The 16,586-nt window shown below is 52.4% G+C and carries 17 protein-coding genes; 5 read left to right on the forward strand and 12 right to left on the reverse strand.

What is annotated here, in order from left to right; genetic code table 11:
- Window positions 1–23 precede the first annotated feature (23 nt).
- Window positions 24–557, reverse strand: coding sequence for a ribosome biogenesis factor YjgA (gene yjgA / locus ACY2RQ_RS04175; RefSeq protein WP_490111698.1), 534 nt, complete (start codon window positions 555–557; stop codon window positions 24–26).
- Between the two features lie 107 nt (window positions 558–664).
- Between yjgA and pmbA the strand changes: the two genes are divergently transcribed.
- Both pmbA and ACY2RQ_RS04185 read left to right on the forward strand, forming a co-directional pair.
- The gene (pmbA, locus tag ACY2RQ_RS04180) at window positions 665–2,020 is read left to right on the forward strand and encodes a metalloprotease PmbA (protein WP_490111699.1); all 1,356 of its coding nucleotides are present in this window, start codon (window positions 665–667) and stop codon (window positions 2,018–2,020) included.
- Between the two features lie 44 nt (window positions 2,021–2,064).
- Window positions 2,065–3,645, forward strand: a complete 1,581-nt coding sequence (locus tag ACY2RQ_RS04185; protein ID WP_490111700.1) for a peptide ABC transporter substrate-binding protein — start codon at window positions 2,065–2,067, stop codon at window positions 3,643–3,645.
- Window positions 3,646–3,670: 25 nt separating this feature from the next.
- On the opposite strand, the gene mgtE is transcribed toward ACY2RQ_RS04185, so the two are convergent.
- The 11 genes from mgtE to ACY2RQ_RS04240 all read right to left on the reverse strand — a co-directional run bounded on the left by mgtE (window position 3,671) and on the right by ACY2RQ_RS04240 (window position 12,807).
- Window positions 3,671–5,038 carry a magnesium transporter gene (gene mgtE, locus ACY2RQ_RS04190; protein WP_490111701.1) on the reverse strand — a complete coding sequence of 456 codons (1,368 nt, stop codon included), beginning with the start codon at window positions 5,036–5,038 and terminating at the stop codon, window positions 3,671–3,673.
- Between the two features lie 2 nt (window positions 5,039–5,040).
- Entirely contained in the window at window positions 5,041–5,316 is a 276-nt protein-coding gene (locus ACY2RQ_RS04195) for an HPr family phosphocarrier protein (RefSeq protein ID WP_490111702.1), read from the reverse strand.
- Window positions 5,307–6,206: an RNase adapter RapZ gene (gene rapZ / locus ACY2RQ_RS04200; RefSeq protein ID WP_490111703.1), complete on the reverse strand. Its 900-nt coding sequence runs from the start codon at window positions 6,204–6,206 to the stop codon at window positions 5,307–5,309. Before rapZ ends, ACY2RQ_RS04195 begins: the two co-directional genes overlap by 10 nt.
- A 147-nt stretch (window positions 6,207–6,353) precedes the next feature.
- A complete protein-coding gene (ptsN, locus tag ACY2RQ_RS04205) occupies window positions 6,354–6,812 on the reverse strand; it encodes a PTS IIA-like nitrogen regulatory protein PtsN (RefSeq protein WP_490111704.1) in 459 nt (152 codons plus the stop codon).
- 18 nt (window positions 6,813–6,830) lie between these two features.
- The gene (gene hpf, locus ACY2RQ_RS04210; protein ID WP_490111705.1) at window positions 6,831–7,136 is read right to left on the reverse strand and encodes a ribosome hibernation-promoting factor, HPF/YfiA family; all 306 of its coding nucleotides are present in this window, start codon (window positions 7,134–7,136) and stop codon (window positions 6,831–6,833) included.
- A gap of 156 nt (window positions 7,137–7,292) precedes the next feature.
- Entirely contained in the window at window positions 7,293–8,777 is a 1,485-nt protein-coding gene (locus ACY2RQ_RS04215) for an RNA polymerase factor sigma-54 (protein ID WP_490111706.1), read from the reverse strand.
- Window positions 8,778–8,946: 169 nt separating this feature from the next.
- Entirely contained in the window at window positions 8,947–9,672 is a 726-nt protein-coding gene (gene lptB, locus ACY2RQ_RS04220) for an LPS export ABC transporter ATP-binding protein (protein ID WP_490111707.1), read from the reverse strand.
- Between the two features lie 20 nt (window positions 9,673–9,692).
- Window positions 9,693–10,244 carry a lipopolysaccharide transport periplasmic protein LptA gene (gene lptA / locus ACY2RQ_RS04225; RefSeq protein WP_490111708.1) on the reverse strand — a complete coding sequence of 184 codons (552 nt, stop codon included), beginning with the start codon at window positions 10,242–10,244 and terminating at the stop codon, window positions 9,693–9,695.
- Window positions 10,231–10,803: an LPS export ABC transporter periplasmic protein LptC gene (lptC, locus tag ACY2RQ_RS04230; protein WP_490111709.1), complete on the reverse strand. Its 573-nt coding sequence runs from the start codon at window positions 10,801–10,803 to the stop codon at window positions 10,231–10,233. Before lptC ends, lptA begins: the two co-directional genes overlap by 14 nt.
- A 1-nt stretch (window position 10,804) precedes the next feature.
- Window positions 10,805–11,779: a KpsF/GutQ family sugar-phosphate isomerase gene (locus ACY2RQ_RS04235; protein ID WP_490111710.1), complete on the reverse strand. Its 975-nt coding sequence runs from the start codon at window positions 11,777–11,779 to the stop codon at window positions 10,805–10,807.
- Between the two features lie 56 nt (window positions 11,780–11,835).
- Window positions 11,836–12,807, reverse strand: coding sequence for a calcium/sodium antiporter (locus ACY2RQ_RS04240; RefSeq protein WP_490111711.1), 972 nt, complete (start codon window positions 12,805–12,807; stop codon window positions 11,836–11,838).
- Between the two features lie 146 nt (window positions 12,808–12,953).
- Here ACY2RQ_RS04240 and ACY2RQ_RS04245 point away from each other — a divergent pair, with 146 nt between their 5' ends.
- The 3 genes from ACY2RQ_RS04245 to mlaE all read left to right on the forward strand — a co-directional run bounded on the left by ACY2RQ_RS04245 (window position 12,954) and on the right by mlaE (window position 16,584).
- Window positions 12,954–14,741, forward strand: a complete 1,788-nt coding sequence (locus ACY2RQ_RS04245; RefSeq protein WP_490111712.1) for a hypothetical protein — start codon at window positions 12,954–12,956, stop codon at window positions 14,739–14,741.
- 227 nt (window positions 14,742–14,968) lie between these two features.
- Window positions 14,969–15,781, forward strand: coding sequence for an ATP-binding cassette domain-containing protein (locus tag ACY2RQ_RS04250; RefSeq protein ID WP_490111713.1), 813 nt, complete (start codon window positions 14,969–14,971; stop codon window positions 15,779–15,781).
- Window positions 15,778–16,584: a lipid asymmetry maintenance ABC transporter permease subunit MlaE gene (gene mlaE, locus ACY2RQ_RS04255; protein WP_490111714.1), complete on the forward strand. Its 807-nt coding sequence runs from the start codon at window positions 15,778–15,780 to the stop codon at window positions 16,582–16,584. Before ACY2RQ_RS04250 ends, mlaE begins: the two co-directional genes overlap by 4 nt.
- The last annotated feature ends 2 nt before the right edge of the window (window positions 16,585–16,586 follow it).

The raw sequence follows: 16,586 nt of genomic DNA on the forward strand, positions 1-16,586 counted from the left end.
AACAGCAGTTCTGTTTTACTGCTTTAAACGTCGCTGATTTCCCGTATGTAGCGGAACAGTTTTTTACTCTGGGCAGCTTTCTTTTCTTCGTTTTTTTCTTTATTGGTATTTCTGATCAGCTGGCGCAGGTGCTGGGCGTCGGCGGCGGGATAGGCTTCCAGAAACTCGGTGACTGCCTCATTGCCGTCGTTTAACAGCTGTTCCCGCCAGCGTTCAAGAATATGGAAATGACGGTTGTACTCTTCGCTGCTGGTGTCGAGCATGGCCAGCTGATGTTTAATGTCATCAACATCCTGTTCCTGGAGAAGTTTGCTGATAAAGCCGAAGTGCCGCTTGCGGGCGTTCATACTTTTGATACGGCTGGCTTCTGCCAAAGCATCCAGAATGCGGCCTTCCAGGGGAAATTTTTCCAGCTGGTCGGGTTTCAGCAGAGACAGTTTTTCGCCAAGTTCCCGCAGAGCCTGAGCGTCTCGCTTAAGTTCAGACTTACTGACCAGGATAATTTCTTCATCCTGTTCCTGCTCTTCATATTTTTCATACTCTCTATACTTGCGCATTCTCTGACCAATGAATGAAATATGGGCGCTATTGTAGGCTGCGGTTTACTCTCGGAAAAGCCCGGCGGTAGAATGGCAGTAAAACAGATTCAGGATAGGGAGTTGTAATGGCCAGTCAGGTGCAGCCCGTCATTGACCCGGTACTCGAAGAACAGCGTCTGACCACTCTGGTGACGGATATTATTGATGAAGCCCGCAGACAGGGAGCGGATGCCTGTGAGGTAGGAGCAAGCTCAGACGCGGGTCTGTCCACGACCGTACGGATGGGAGACGTTGATACTGTTGAGTTCAATAAGGACCAGGGGTTCGGCATTACTGTGTACTTCGGTACCCGCAAAGGTTCCGCCAGCACCAGTGACAGCACCCCTGAAGGTATTCGGGCTACTGTGCGGGCCGCCTGTGATATTGCCCGTTACACCAGCGAAGATCCCTGTGCCGGCCTTGCTGACGCTGACGAGATGGCCACTGAATTCCCTGACCTTGATTTGTACCATCCCTGGGGCATCAGCGCGGAAGAGGCCATTGAACGGGCCAAAGAGTGTGAAGATGCGGCTCGCTCTGTCAGCGGCAAAATCATTAATTCCGATGGCGCGACGGTGAACTCCCACCAGGGTTGTCGCGTGTACGGAAACAGCCATGGCTTTTTCGGCCCCCATCGCTCCAGCCGCCAGAGTGTCAGCTGCATTGTGATTGGCCAGCAGGGCGAGGAGATGCAGCGGGATTACTGGTATACAGTGGCCCGCAGCGGTAACCAGCTGGAAAGCATGACCGATGTTGGCCGTAAGGCCGCAGAGCGCACTTTGGCCCGTCTGGGCAGCCGTAAGGTTCCTACCGCGACTGTGCCGGTTATTCTCAGCGCAGACCTGACCGGTGGCTTTATCGGACATCTGATGGGGGCGATCAGCGGTGGAGCCCTGTACCGTGAAGCGACCTTCCTTCTGGATCACAAGGGTAAGAAGATTTTTCCGGACTGGGTCAATATCTATGAGCGCCCCCATCTTAAGGGCGGCATGGGTTCCATTGCCTATGACGGTGACGGCCTGCAGACCCGTGACCAGTCCTTTGTTGTGGATGGTGTACTGGAGAGCTATATGCTCAGCACCTATTCCGCCCGCAAGCTGGGCATGACCAGCACCGCCAATTCCGGCGGTGCCCATAATCTGTTCCTGGACAGTAATGCCGGCGATCTGGAGGAGCTTATTAAAGAGATGGGAACCGGCCTGCTGGTGACCAGCCTGATTGGCCAGGGCATTAATATGGTGACCGGTGACTACTCCCGTGGCGCGGCGGGTTTCTGGGTGGAAAATGGTGAAATCCAGTTCCCTGTTTCAGAAGTGACCATCGCCGGTAATCTTCGGGATATGTTTATGAGCCTCCGCTGCGCGGGCAGTGATATTGACCGCCGGGGTAATATTCAGAGCGGTTCTTTGCTCATTGACGGACTGATGCTCGCCGGCGAGTGATTTTAGCCTAAACTTCCCGGTCGGTTATGGTCGGGGAGTATTCCATGTTTTTTCGCTCTGCTTTTCACATTCTGTCAGCTCTTTTTTTGGTGCTGTTATCCTTCTGCCTGCAGGCTGGTGAGCTTGCCCGGGCTCTTCCAACCCTTCCTGTGACCCTTGATCCCCATCGCTTTCTGGGCACCCCTGAAGCCTCTGTGCTGAAGGATATGTTTGAAGGGCTGGTGGTTCAGGATGAATATGGGAACCCTGTTGGAGGTGCTGCTGAAAGCTGGAGCGTTTCCAGGGGGGGGCAGGTCTGGAGATTCAGGCTGCGTAAGGGGTTGCGCTGGTCTGATGGATCACCCCTGCATGCGGAAGACTTTGTTTACAGTTTCCGCCGTCTGGCAGACCCGGCGACTGGAGCGCAGTATCGCTGGTATCTGGATCTGGCCGGAGTATATAACAGCCGGGATATCGCAGCCGGTAAACGTCCCCCCTCTGATCTTGGTGTCAGTGCGCCGGACAGTCAGACTCTGGTGATTATTCTGAATCAGCCCCGGGCCTGGTTTTTATCATTGCTGACATTTCCTTCTTTTCTGCCTGTGCCAAGGCATGCTGTGGAGTCGTGTGGCCGGGATTGGGCGGACAGCCTTGAATGTTCAGTCAGTAATGGTCCCTATCAGTTATCCAGCCATGATTCACAGAGTGTTGGATTAAAGAAGAACCGCCTGTATCGAGAGCAGGATAAGGTCGCCATTGAGCAGCTGCGCTGGCATGTTTACGGTGACTCGATAAGGGAGTTAATCGCTTTTCTGGATGGTTCCCTGGATATATCTTCTTCCATGTCGAAAGAGATAGCCGCGCATGTCGGCTCTCTCCTTCCTGAGAGCCAGAAACCTGTTCCCCAGCTGGCGGTTGCCTACCTGCAGATGAACCCACAGGATAAGCTTCTGAAAGATGAAAACCTGCGGGCAGCCCTGGCCTATATCGTGGATCGTAGTGCTATCTGGCCAGGGGGGGATGAACAAACCCAACTGCTTGTGCCCCCATGGACCCATGGAGCCCCGAACAGAGGTTGTGATGTTAAGGACAATAAGCAGTATGTACGGGATGTGCAGGCATACAACTTCATTCAGAGGACTTCTTACTCTGTTACTCAGCCCGCCCACCTTGAACTGCTGATAGCAGATATTGGTAAAAGAAATGCGATGGCCTGGACTCTGGCCGTGCAGTGGCACCGGTTACCTGGGGTTGTAGTGGATGTTATCAGTGTCAGCTGGGAAGAATATATAAATCGTGTTCAGGCTGGAGATTACCAAATGATTCTGGGGGGCTGGCTGGCAGCTTATAACGATCCGTCAGCATTCCTGCTGCTGGGAGGGAATACGGCTTTTTCCGGAACCGGTTTTATGGGGCCGGATTACGACAAGAGCCTGCAGCAGGCTATGTCGGCGCACCCTTCTGCAGATACAGGGAAACAGTTCCTGCGGTTGGAGAGAGATTTGTTGAACAGCAATACCATTATTCCCCTTAGCCATATCAGCGGTATACGCTGGGTAAGCGAGAGAGTGAAAGGGTTTACAGTGACCAATCCGGAAGGCTGGGTACACAGCAAGCAATTGCGGTTGGAAGAGCCGGTAGGGTAGCAACGCTCTCAATCAGGTTGTTCTGCTATACGTAAAACACTGTTGCCAGACCAAGGAAGGCAAAGAAACCAACCACATCGGTAATAGTTGTAAGAACCACGGAGCCAGCCAGCGCCGGATCAATTTTCATGGATTTCAAAATCAGGGGCAGGAAAGCCCCGGACAGTACGGCAACAATAAGGTTGATCATCATGGCCAGGGCAATTACCAGGGCGATAATCTGGTCATCAAACCAGAGCATGGCGGCTCCAGCGACAACTGTTGCCCAGATGGCCCCATTGAGAATGCCCACCAGGAATTCACGGTTTAGCAGCCAGGACGTGTTTGAGCGGCCTATCTGGCCAAGGGCCATGGCCCTGATTACGAGGGTCAGGGTCTGGCTGCCGGCAATACCGCCCATACTGGCAACTATTGGCATCAGTACAGCCAGGGCGACTACCTTGTCGATGGTTTCCTGAAATATACCGATCACACCGGAGGCGATAAAGGCGGTAATCAGATTAATGCCAAGCCAGATGGCTCTTCTGCGGGACGTTTTCAGAACCGGGGCGAAGGTATCCTCGTCTTCATCCAGGCCCGCCATACTCATTATGGAATGTTCGGCTTCTTCCCGGATGACATCAACTACGTCATCAACGGTGATACGGCCGAGCAGGCATCCATTCTCGTCTACAACCGGGGCGGATATCAGGTCTTCCCGTTCGAACATCTGAGCGACGTGGGTGTCTTCCATCGTGACAGGGATGGACTTGTCAGCCTCTTCCATCAGTTCCAGTAGCATTGTCCCCGGGTCTGCGGTCAGCAGTTTACCGATGGGAACAGAACCCTGCAGAATATCATGGCGATCAACCACAAGAAGCTTGTCCAGGGGCTCGGGCAGTTTTTCATGCAGGCGCAGGTAGCGCAGAGCAACATCGACAGTAATATCACTGCGAACGGTGACGGTATCGGTATTCATCAGGCCGCCGGCGGTATCTTCCGGATAGGCCAGCACTTCCTCAACCCGATGGCGGTCCTGCAGGTTCATGGAATCCAGCACCCGGCGGGTTATACGCTTGGGCAGCTGCTGGAGAATGTCGGCCATATCATCAACATCCTGGTCTTCCAGAATGCTGATCAGTTCGGCAATGTTCATCTGGTCGATAAAAAACTGGCGGACTTCATCCCCCAGTTCATTCAGAACATCACCTTCATCTTCAACGGGTACCAGCTTCCAGAGCAGGCTTCGCTGCCTGGGAGGAGAGGACTCCAGCAGGTGGGCAATATCTGCGGCAGAGAGACTGGCCAGCATCTGCCGGGTGTGCTCAGGGACATTTCCGGAGAGAACAGAATCCAGGGATTCCAGTTGGTCATCAGAAAGAGCCAGGGACTGGTGCTGAGATGCTGGACTCATAGCTACTCGTTTTCATCAAAGCGGTTGGCCACCAGGGTGGTGATCGCCTGGTAAGCCTGGTGGGCATCATCGCCTTCCACTTCTATATGTAGCTCGGTTCCTTTGCTGGCGGCGAGCATCATCACTGACATAATGCTTTTGCCATCGACCATTTTCTCAGGGTGGCCAATACGGACATTACTGCCAAAGGATGAGGCCACTCCAACAAACTTGGCGGCGGCTCGGGCATGCAGACCCAGCTTATTAATGATCAGAAGCTGTTCTTGAATTACCGCCATAATGTCTGATCCTTCTGACTGGTCAGCTCCCGGTGGCGTATCTGTACGGAGGCTATGGTGTTTTGAAAGGCTGTGGCCAGAGCTTCGCTGATATAAACGGAGCGATGCTGTCCGCCTGTGCAACCAATGGCTACGGTCAGATAACTGCGGTTGCCCCGTTCAAACTCCGGCAGCCAGCTATTTATAAAGCGGATAATGTCATCCCGCATTCTTTCCACTTGATCATGGCTGGAGAGAAAGTCTTTGATAGGTTGGTCCAGCCCGGTCATGGAGCGCAGCTCTTCCCTCCAGTAAGGGTTAGGCAGGCACCGGACATCGAAAACAAAGTCGGCGTCTATCGGTACACCTTTTTTAAAACCGAAGGATTGAAACAGGAGGGAGAGCTCATGGTGTTTCTTGCCAGTAATCCGTTGGCGGATCACGCTGCGCAGCTCGTGGAGTGACAGGCGGCTGGTATCAATGCGCATATCTGCCGAGTCGGCGATAAATTCCAGCACTTCCGCTTCTTTTTTTATGGCTTCATCCAGGGAGGACTTGCCATCACTTAACGGGTGACGTCGGCGGGTGGCGCTGAATCGCTTCAGCAGGGTTTCGTGGTCTGCGTCCAGGTAGAGAATATCGCAGCTTAACTGAGGGTCGGCCTGTAGCTGCTTATAAATAGAAGGGAAGCCGGCCAGTTCTCCGGACGTGTTGCGGGCGTCAATACTGACGGCCAGTGCATTGCCTGTTCCGACCGGCTCCTCCTGAAAACGCCTTGCCAGCCCTGTGAGCAAGCCGGCAGGAAGGTTATCAACGCAATAGTAACCCTGGTCCTCAAGAGCCGCTAACGCTGAACTTTTGCCGGAACCGGAGCGGCCGCTGATAATTACCAGTCTGATAGACTTGGACATGCCTGTATTCCCCCCCCATGGCCGCAAAGTGGCCTATCGCCAAGGATAGGAAAAAAAGCGGGCAAAAAAAACCACTATCAAAAAGAGCAGCATAAATATACGCCTTTCTGCTGAATGGAAATCAGTGACGCTATTCCGGCAGAGGCGTCAGGCAGAGATTTTTTCGGTCAGCAGGTGATAGAGTGTTTCCCCGCTATCGGCTTCCCGCAGGGCTTCACAAAGGGCGGAGTTGCTGAACTGTTCGGCGATCTGGCGCAGGAACTGCAGATGCTGTTCCGTTTCGTTCTCAGGAACAACCAGGGCAAAAATCAGGTCAACGGGTCTGCGATCAACGGCATCGAAGTCGATAGGTTCAGCCAGCCGGATAAATACAGCCTGGGGCTTTTCGCAATTCGCTACACGACAGTGTGGCAGTGCGAATCCATTACCAAGACCTGTGCTCCCGAGTTTTTCCCGGGTGATCAGCTGGTGAAACAGCTCCTTGGCGTCAAGGCCAGGCTGCCTTTCACTGATCAGGTTGGCGATAAACTCCAGGGTGCGCTTTTTGCTGGCCCCCTGCACGCCGCAAAGGGCATGCCCGGGGTAAAGAAGATTACGTAGGCTCATTAGATTAGGGAACAGGGATCAGTGAGACGCCCCCTGCAGGCGATCTATGTTTTTTTCCTTGTGCTTCAATAGCTGTCGATCAAGTTTGTCCGTCAGCAGGTCTATGGCTGCGTACATATCATCGTGCTCAGAGGAGGCAGCCATATCCGCGTTACGTACGTGAAGTGTTGCTTCTGCGAGTTGTCGTTGTTTTTCCACGCTCAGAGTGACCTGAACACTGGTGATTCCGTCAAAGTGACTGGCTAATTTGGACAGCTTTTTGGATACATAGTCGTGCAGAGCTTCGGTAACGTCGAACTGATGACCACTGATCTTTACTTGCATGCGTTACTCTCCTGGTGTCAGGTTGAGCAGCCCCGGCAATTCCATACCGGGCCGACATTTTCATTTTATCACCAGACCTCTGCTCCGTCTCGACTTTTGCCTGTAAGGTGCAGAAATCCGGGCTTTCCTTGAGCTGGGACAGCTCAAATCACACACTTATACCAGCCGTTTGCGCTCGTTGGAGGGCGGGATATTCATGGCTTCCCGGTACTTGGCGATTGTCCGCCGGGCCACCTTGATGCCCTGTTCCCCCAGAATATCAGCAATCTTGCTGTCGCTCAGGGGCTTTTTGGGAGTTTCCTGGGCTACCAGCTTTTTGATTATGGCCCGAATCGCCGTAGACGAGCACTCTCCTCCGGATGTGGTGCTGACGTGGCTTGAGAAGAAATACTTCAACTCAAAGATACCCCGTGGAGTGTGCATGAATTTCTGGGTGGTTACTCGCGAAATGGTCGACTCATGCATTTCTACAGCTTCAGCAATATCATGGAGAACCAGGGGCTTCATGGCCTCTTCCCCATAATCAAGGAAGCCCCGCTGATATTCCACAATACGAGTTGCCACTTTCAATAGAGTATCATTACGGCTCTGCAGGCTTTTAATAAACCAGCGGGCTTCCTGCAGATGATTTTTTAGATAAGTGTTGTCTGAGCTGGAGTCGGCTTTGCGAATCAAGGAAGCATAACTGTCATTAATACGCAGTCGCGGTGATGCATCAGAGTTCAGTTCCACCATCCAGTGCCCCTTGTGCTTTCGAACCAGCACATCTGGAATTACATACTCTGCTTCAGAAGATTGCAGTTCCGCGCCGGGATGGGGGGTTAGACTTTGAATGACTTGAAGTGCGTCCCGTAGCTGGTTTTCTTTCAAGCGTGTGCGGCGCATCAGGGTGGTGTAATCCCGGGTGCCCAGCAAATCAATATAACGATCAAGAATCCGGTGGGCGTTAACCACGTCATCTGTTGCTTCCGGCAGCTGGCAGAGCTGCAGGATCAGGCATTCACGAAGATCACGACAGGCGACGCCCACAGGGTCAAACTGCTGGATTTTGTGAAGCACCATTTCTACTTCATCCATTTCGACCTCCAGTTCCGGGTCAAGGCCGCTGAGGATGTCTTCAAGGGATGTTGTCAGATAACCATTGTCGTTAATGCCGTCAATGATAGACATGCTGATTATACGGTCGGTGTCTGACATTGGGGTCAGGTTCATCTGCCATTCAAGATGGTTCTGCAGAGTTTCACTGGTGCTGGTACGGGCGGCGACATCATCACCGGAATATTCGCTGGCAGAGGACGTTGATGAAGGGGGTTGGTAAACATCATCCCAGCCGCTGTCGACGGGCAGGTCGGAAGGGATGGAGTCTGCCCAGTCTTCCTGGGTCTCTTTGGATTCGTCGGGCTTTTCGGCTCTGGCTGTTTCGTTGAAATCGGTCAGGCCGGCGTCCGTAATAGCGTCTTTGGAGGCGTCGTCTTCGCTGGATTGCTGTTCATCCTGTTCCAGCATGGGGTTGCTTTCCAGGGCCTGCTGAATTTCCTGCTGGAGATCCAGAGTCGACAACTGAAGCAAGCGTATGGCCTGTTGCAGCTGGGGTGTCATGGTCAGCTGCTGACCAATTTTCAGTTCCAGAGATGGCTTCATAGGATAGTTATCCAGCTTCTACAACTCTGTCCAAGCAATTCTTCTTACCTCCCTGCTTTGCGGTCAGCGATCAGGGTTAAGCCTGATCCCGCGTTAACGCTATCTTACTCGCAGCGGATGGGAATTTGAAAGCTGTATGTCACCCGCTGCATCAGTACGGCCCGGTTATTCAGATCCTGAAGTGTTCGCCCAGGTAAACATCTCGCACTTTCTGGTTGGCCATAACCGTATCGCTGTCACCGGAAGCGATGATATGACCTTCGCTGACAATATAGGCATGTTCGCAAATGTCCAGAGTTTCCCGCACATTATGATCAGTAATCAGTACACCGATGCCGCGATTCTTCAGATGAGTGACAATTTCCTTGATATCTGTGACCGAGATTGGGTCTACCCCGGCAAAAGGTTCGTCAAGGAGAATAAAGGACGGTTCAGTCGCCAGCGCCCGGGCGATTTCAACCCGGCGGCGCTCACCGCCGGACAGGCTCATGCCGAGGCTGTCGCGAATATGCTGGATGTTAAACTCATTCAGCAGCTGCTCAAGTTTCTCCTGGCGCTTTTTTCTGCTCAGTCCTTTCCGGGTTTCAAGAATGGCCAGAATATTTTCGGCGACGGTAAGCTTCCGAAAGATAGAGGCTTCCTGGGGCAGGTAACCAATACCTGCCCGGGCCCGACCATGCATGGGCAGGGCGGTGATATCCTGATTATCGATCAGTATGCCGCCTGACTCGGTCTGGACCAGCCCCACAATCATGTAAAAACAAGTGGTTTTGCCTGCGCCATTGGGTCCAAGAAGGCCAACAATCTGGCCACTTTCGATAGACACGGAGACATCGCGCACCACCTGGCGGCCGCTGTAACTTTTACTGAGATGTTTTGCTTGCAGTTGTGCCATTGGGCCGGAGTCTACTTACTTTACTTTGATGAGCTTTGTTTCGACGGGGACTGAGTGGGTTGAATAACCATCTTTACCCGTCCGCCGCTGGTGGTTTTCTGGCCTCCTGTCGCATTAACAACTTTCTGGATCTGATCGTAATCAATACGGTCGCCGGTAAATGTGTCGCCTTTCTGAATCAGTCGCGCTTTTTTAATCAGCTCAATCTTGTCGTTGGCCAGTTTGTAATCAATGGTGACCGCCCAGGCTTTTAGAATACCTTTGTCGCCTTCCTGTTCTTCTTCGTAATAGGCAAGGTTTTTCTTGCCAACGGAAACCACCCGCTGGACCTCATTGTTTTTTGAGTAAATGGTAACTATGTCGCCGGTCAGTTTGGTTGAACCCTGGGTCATAATAACATCGCCCCTGTAGATGGCGATCCCTCTGGCGTCATCAATATCGGCGTTATCCGAGGTGATGTGGATGGGCTTGCCCCTGTCCCCTGGCAGTGCCCAGAGCTGGGTGGAGATAAGCGCCAGAATCAGAGTCATGCCCGTAGTGAGTCTGGAGATAAATGGGCTAGCGGGTTTCATGTGTGCTTCTTACCCTGGATTTGAGCTGGATAAAGTCCTGTTTGTAGTATGCGCGCATACCAACCGCATTAACGACGCTGGTGCTGTTCGTCATGCGTATGGGCAGGTCGGTTTCGGCAAAACCCTGCCCAGAGTAAACGGTCATAAATTCTGTGTCTATACGCTGCTCAGGGTTTCCCTTAGCGTCTGACTGAATCATGACCACATTGTCGATCAGTTCAACGGTTTCCCCGTCCGCGAGTATGCGCCCTGTATCTGATGTGGTGTTCCAGGGCTGATGATCTCCCGAGAATGTCCACAGGTCAGGCTCTGTGAGCAAAGTGATGCCGTTGTGGGGGAAGTGGCTGATCTCATCGGCGACAAGTGTCGATTTCAGGGAACCCTCCGCATCGTATTCCACTATTCGAGCATCGCGTGCGAAAAAATCCGGTGTTTTATCTTCCGATGGACTCTTGCCCTCAGACAGGGGGGAAGGGCTGTTGGTCTGAAACAGCCAGTACCCGAGCAGTGCGATGAGGGCACAGAACAGAAGCGGATAAATGCGCTGGCGCTGGGGCATATCAGACCACACCTGCTTTCAGCAGGTCATGCATGTTTATAGCGCCAATAGGCTGCTGGTTTTCATCAACGCAGATAAGGCCGTTAATTTTGTGGTCTTCCATAATCTTCAGGGCTTCGGCAGCCAGGATATCGGCGCGGATGGTGACGCAGTTCTCTGTCATGGCCTCTTCTACCTTGGTAGAGCGGGGATCAAGGCCATGGTCCAGTGTGCGGCGCAGGTCACCATCGGTGAAAATGCCCAGCAGTTTGTTATCGTCTCCGGTAATGGCGGTCATGCCCATGCCCTTGGTGGTGACCTCCATCAGGGCAGTACGGAGACTGGTTCCCTTAGGGACAGAAGGCAGCCGTGTCCCTGAGTGCATGATATCACTGACTTTCAGTAGCAGGCGACGGCCCAGGCTGCCCCCCGGATGGGAGAAGGCGAAGTCTTCGGCGGTAAAACCACGGGCTTCCAGCAGGGCGATAGCCAGGGCATCACCCATAACCAGGGTGGCTGTGGTACTGGATGTAGGAGCCAGATCCAGGGGGCAGGCTTCCTGACTGACGCCGGTGTTCAGATGAACAGTGGCATCCTTGGCCAGAGTGGAGCCGTCATTGCCTGTCATGGCAATCAGGGGGGTGCCCAGGCGCTTGAACAGGGGAATCAGGGAGACGACTTCTGAGCTGTTGCCGGAGTTGGAGAGGGCGATGACCACGTCTCCGGGGGTGATCATTCCCATATCTCCGTGCTGGGCTTCACCGGGATGAACGAAAAAGGCGGGGGTGCCAGTGCTGGCTAGGGTCGCGGCTATTTTATTGGCGATATGGCCGGATTTGCCCATACCTGTAACCACAACTCGTCCTTTGCAGGCCAGGATGATTTCACAGGCCCAGGCAAATTTTTCATCAATGCGGCTTTGCAGGTCGCTTACGGCCTTGCGCTCAATATCAACAGTGCGCAGGCCGGAAGCAATAAAATCTTCAGCGGTTTTCATATGGGTTGTGTATTCACATCCGGAAAGCAATATTCGGGATTGTAACGAATCATCTATCAGGCTGCATTAACGCTGAGCAGCAGGGCACTATAGGCTATATAGCAGCCAAGCAGTATGCAGCCCGATGTTCGGCCAAGCACCTTCGGGCGCTTTCCAGCCAGGGTCAGGAGAACCAGCAGCAGGGTCAGGCCAGTCATCACCGGGTAGTCCCGGAGGAAGGCGGAGGGGTTTATGGTCATCGGGGATACCAGGCCGGGAATGGCCATCACCGCCAGCAGGTTGAACATATTGGAGCCGATGATATTGCCAATGGCCATGTCATGGTGTTTTTTCAGGGTGCTGGCAATGGACGCGGCCAGTTCTGGCAGGCTGGTGCCGATCGCGACAACGGTCAGCCCTATCATCAGTTCGCTAATGCCAATTCCCCGGGCAATTTCTGTTGCCGCCCATACCAGCATACGGGAGCTGGCCAGCAGCAGAGCCAGGCTGCCGAGCATCACCAGGATGGATTTGCTCCGGGAAAGATCGGGGATATCTTCTGCGGTCTCTTCACCGGTCGTAGTGTCCTGGCTGGAAGCCGGGTTTTTCTGCCAGCGGTTAATTATATACATAGTGGCGATCAGGACCAGGATCATCACTATGCCTTCAATCAGGCCAATATAGTTGTCGTAAAGGAGTACGCCTGAACACAGGGTGATGATACCCAGCAGGGGGAGTTCCTTCTTTATCAGACTGGTGTTTACGGGAATGGGAGCAATCAGCAGGGTGATACCCAGAACCAGGGCGATATTGGCGATATTGGAACCCAGGGCATTACCGATAGCAAGGTCACCGTGTCCTGACATCGCGGCCATAAGGGAAACCAGAATTTCCGGGGCCGAAGTGCCGATGGAAACAATGGTCAGACCAATCATCATGGGGGACATGCCAAAATTTCGGGCGGTAGCTGCAGAGCCGTTAACAAAATGATCCGCGCTCCACAGAAGAATAATGAAGCCGAGCAGAAGGGTCCCTATAGCTAAAAACATGTGCGTTCGAACCGTTTATATCGTCAGATGATTGAGAGAGCCGGACATTTTAGCGATTTTCTCCGTTAAGCACACCCCAGGTGATCTATCCAATTTCTAATTGCTGGCTATTCTGAAAAGAGCCGATAGGATGCGGGGAGCTGGCCATGGGTAAGCAGATAAGAACGGATTACGGAGTTTACCAGAGACATGTTCAGAAGGGGGCACCCGAGGAAGAATATGGAGCTGGTAAAACCGCTGATGGCGTACGTCAGGTTAAAACCGGTGAAGGGTACTTGTCCGAATCGAATACCGGAATGGCTGCCCGCAGCCAGAACAAATCTATAAATCAGCGTACTGTTTCCCGTGCTGGAAAAGTTGGCTCCTGGTTGATGCTTGCAAGTGGTGCGGCTGTGGGGATTTTCGGGCTGGTGGCCGCTGCTCCTGTGGTTGCTGTCGCCGGTGGCATTGCTGCTGGGGTTGGAGGGGGCAGCATAATTAGTGGACGGTTTTCCGGAGGTAAAGGTAAAGATGTCTCTGCTGCAGATGAGCAGGCCGTCAGACAGGCGGAAACCCAAATTGACAGCCAGGCCGCAGAAATCCAGAGACTGAAAGAGCAACTTGCGGAGATTCAAGGCAATCAGGCCATTGAAACACAGTATGCCAGTGTTGAGGGGCAGGCCGACAAAGCTGATGGCTCAGACCAGATTGAAACCCTTAGAGAAGGGTCCAGAACGTCAAGAAAGCATTTAAAGAAAGCAGAAGAAAACTTGGAACTGTTTGAAAGCAAACTTGCCGGGTTTCAGACTCGGGGAGTCAGCCAGAACCAAGACATTAGTGATGCTGCTGGCGAAGCTCTTGAGCTTCACCAAATGCTTGATTTGAAACCTGCCTCAGGTGAGCAGAGTTTTGAAAATTACGAGCGGCTGGTATCTGTTCTTCGCGAACAGATTACGAGTCTGTCATTTGAACTGACCCAGAAGCAATTCTGGTCATCTGATGAGGATGGGGACGAGGATATGCACAGGGATGCTGCTGGATTTGAGAGTCTCACCTCCCAGGAACCAATGGGATCTGAGGACGTTGTAGAGAGTGCGGGGGACGGACAATCAGATCTGGTCAAGCAAGTTAAAGAAAGCCCCCAGCCTGTGGTGTTGAATTCGGTTGCTGATATGCAAGGGGAATCGTTGTCTTCGGCACTAGAGATGGATGAAAAGGTGAGCATGCTGGAACGAAAACTTAAAGTAGAACGTAGCCTGCGTGAGGAAAAAGAGGATCAGATCGCCCGGCTGCAACGTGCCGCACAGGAGATGGAGGAGGCTTTGGGGGCGGAGCTGAATAAGGTTCGGGATAAATTAACCGTATTGCAACGGGAGAAGGACACGGCGCTGGAGCGTCTCGCGCAACAAGAAGAGGGAACAGAAAGTGCGGAACAGATTATTCAGGATGTGCGGGAGAAGGAAACTGCGATAAAGAGAACTTTAAGCAAAATGGAAGATGCACTTCAAGAGTTTCTGGTTGAGAATGAAGTGTCTCTGAAGGAGATAGAAAAACGGGATATGAATGACTCAGAAAGGCTGCCCTTTATGCTCAAAAGCTTGCAGGAAAGGATGCACCTGGCCAGCATAGGTGAGCAGTTACTGGAAGTCGCGGCAGGTAAAGATGTATCCCCTGAGCAGATTGATGTGTATGCACTGAAATCATCTTTACAAAAGATGGCGGTTCAGGCTGAAAGTTATTTGAAAACCATCACTATGCTTGATAAGAAGGTAAAGAACCCGGGCGACATTGATCCTGAAGTCTTCCTGACCAGTCTAAAGGAAGTTAAAAACCAGAATGACATGTGGGAAGAAGTATGTGAACATTTCCGCCGATTTGACCATAACTTCAGTAATCGGGATGTTTATGAAAAAATTCTGCAGGCAAATCTGGGGCGAGTCCAGGCAGATAGTTGATAGTTGGTAAATTGGTTGATAGTTGGTAATTGATAGTTGTTAGCGCCCGTATTCTGAAACAGCAAGATATGGGCTTGGATTGTAATCTTTGGCCTCAGCCCCTGCTATTACAGCCCCTTCAGTGTTACACTTTCCGGCAATCAATATGAATACACATAGCCGTTACACAAGGATGAGGGGGGCGGTGTTCAGCTATAGTGCTGATTCTGCCGGAAAAACTTTTTCTGATGACTGCAATTAAAGACAATTTTATCGAGATCCGGGGACTGTCGTTTAGCCGTGGCGATCGGTTGATATTCGATAATATAGATATGGATATTCCCCGTGGTAAGGTGACCGGTATCATGGGACCCAGTGGTACTGGTAAAACGACCTTATTACGCCTGATTGGTGCCCAGCTAAAGCCGGATGCCGGACAGGTAGTTGTTGATGGTCAGGTAGTATCCCGGCTTGGGCGGGAGCAGTTGTTTCACATGCGTTCCAAGATGGGAATGTTGTTCCAGAGCGGTGCTTTGTTTACTGATCTTACCGTTTTTGAGAATGTAGCTTTTCCCCTGCGGGTACATACGCGTCTTCCAGAATATATGGTACGTGATATTGTGCTGATGAAACTCCAGGCGGTTGGGCTGCGTGGAGCCAGTCAGCTAATGCCGTCTGAGCTTTCCGGGGGGATGGCACGCCGGGTAGCTCTGGCCAGGGCAATCTCCCTTGATCCTGACTTTATTATGTATGACGAGCCTTTTGTCGGTCAGGACCCTATTGCCATGGGGGTACTGGTTAACCTGGTACGCATGCTTAATGATGCCCTTGGTCTGACCAGTGTTGTGGTTTCCCATGACCTGACAGAAACTGCAAGTATCGCCGATTACCTTTATCTTCTCGCTGATGGTTCCGTGATTGGTCATGGTGCCCCGAAAGAGCTCCTTTCATCGGAAGACCCGAAGATTCGCCAGTTTATGAATGGTATGCCAGACGGACCGGTTCCCTTCCACTACCCAGCTCCGGACTTTCGTGAGGACATATTCGGGGATCGTTCATGAAGCAGTTGGTGACAAAGTTACTGGAGAGCCTGGAAGCCCTTGGGCACAGCGGCCTTGAAATGGTTCAGGCTATTGGCCGGGCGACGATTATGCTGGTTCAGGCACTGTTTGGGCGCAGTGGCGGCCATAGCTCTTTTACCGCATTGCTGGTGAAACAGATTTACGCTGTGGGTGTACTGTCCCTCATTATTATTACTGTGTCGGGTGTTTTCATTGGCATGGTGCTGGGGCTGCAGGGGTACAATATCCTTGTTCGTTATGGCACAGAGCAGTCCGTGGGCCAGCTGGTGGCCCTCAGCCTTGTGCGGGAACTGGGGCCTGTAGTGACAGCCCTGTTGTTCGCAGGCCGGGCCGGTTCAGCCCTGACTGCGGAGATCGGGTTGATGAAGGCCACGGAACAACTTTCCAGCCTGGAAATGATCGGTGTTGACCCCCTTAAAAGAATTATTGCCCCCCGTTTCTGGGCGGGCGTTATCAGTATGCCTTTACTGGCCTGCATTTTTTCCATGGTGGGCATCTTCGGTGGTGCCATGGTGGGAGTAGACTGGCTTGGAATTTACGAAGGCTCTTTCTGGGGCAATATGGAACAGACTGTCGATTTCCAAAGGGATGTGCTTGATGGTCTGATCAAGAGTGCGGTGTTTGGTTTTGTTGTGACCTGGATTGCTGTTTTCCAAGGCTATGATGCAGTGCCAACCTCCGAAGGTATCAGTCGGGCAACAACCCGGACAGTTGTCTATGCCTCTCTGGCAGTACTGGGACTGGACTTTATCCTTACGGCTGTGATGTTTGGAGATTTATAAAA

This window comes from Parendozoicomonas sp. 209JJ7-1, from assembly GCF_058147085.1.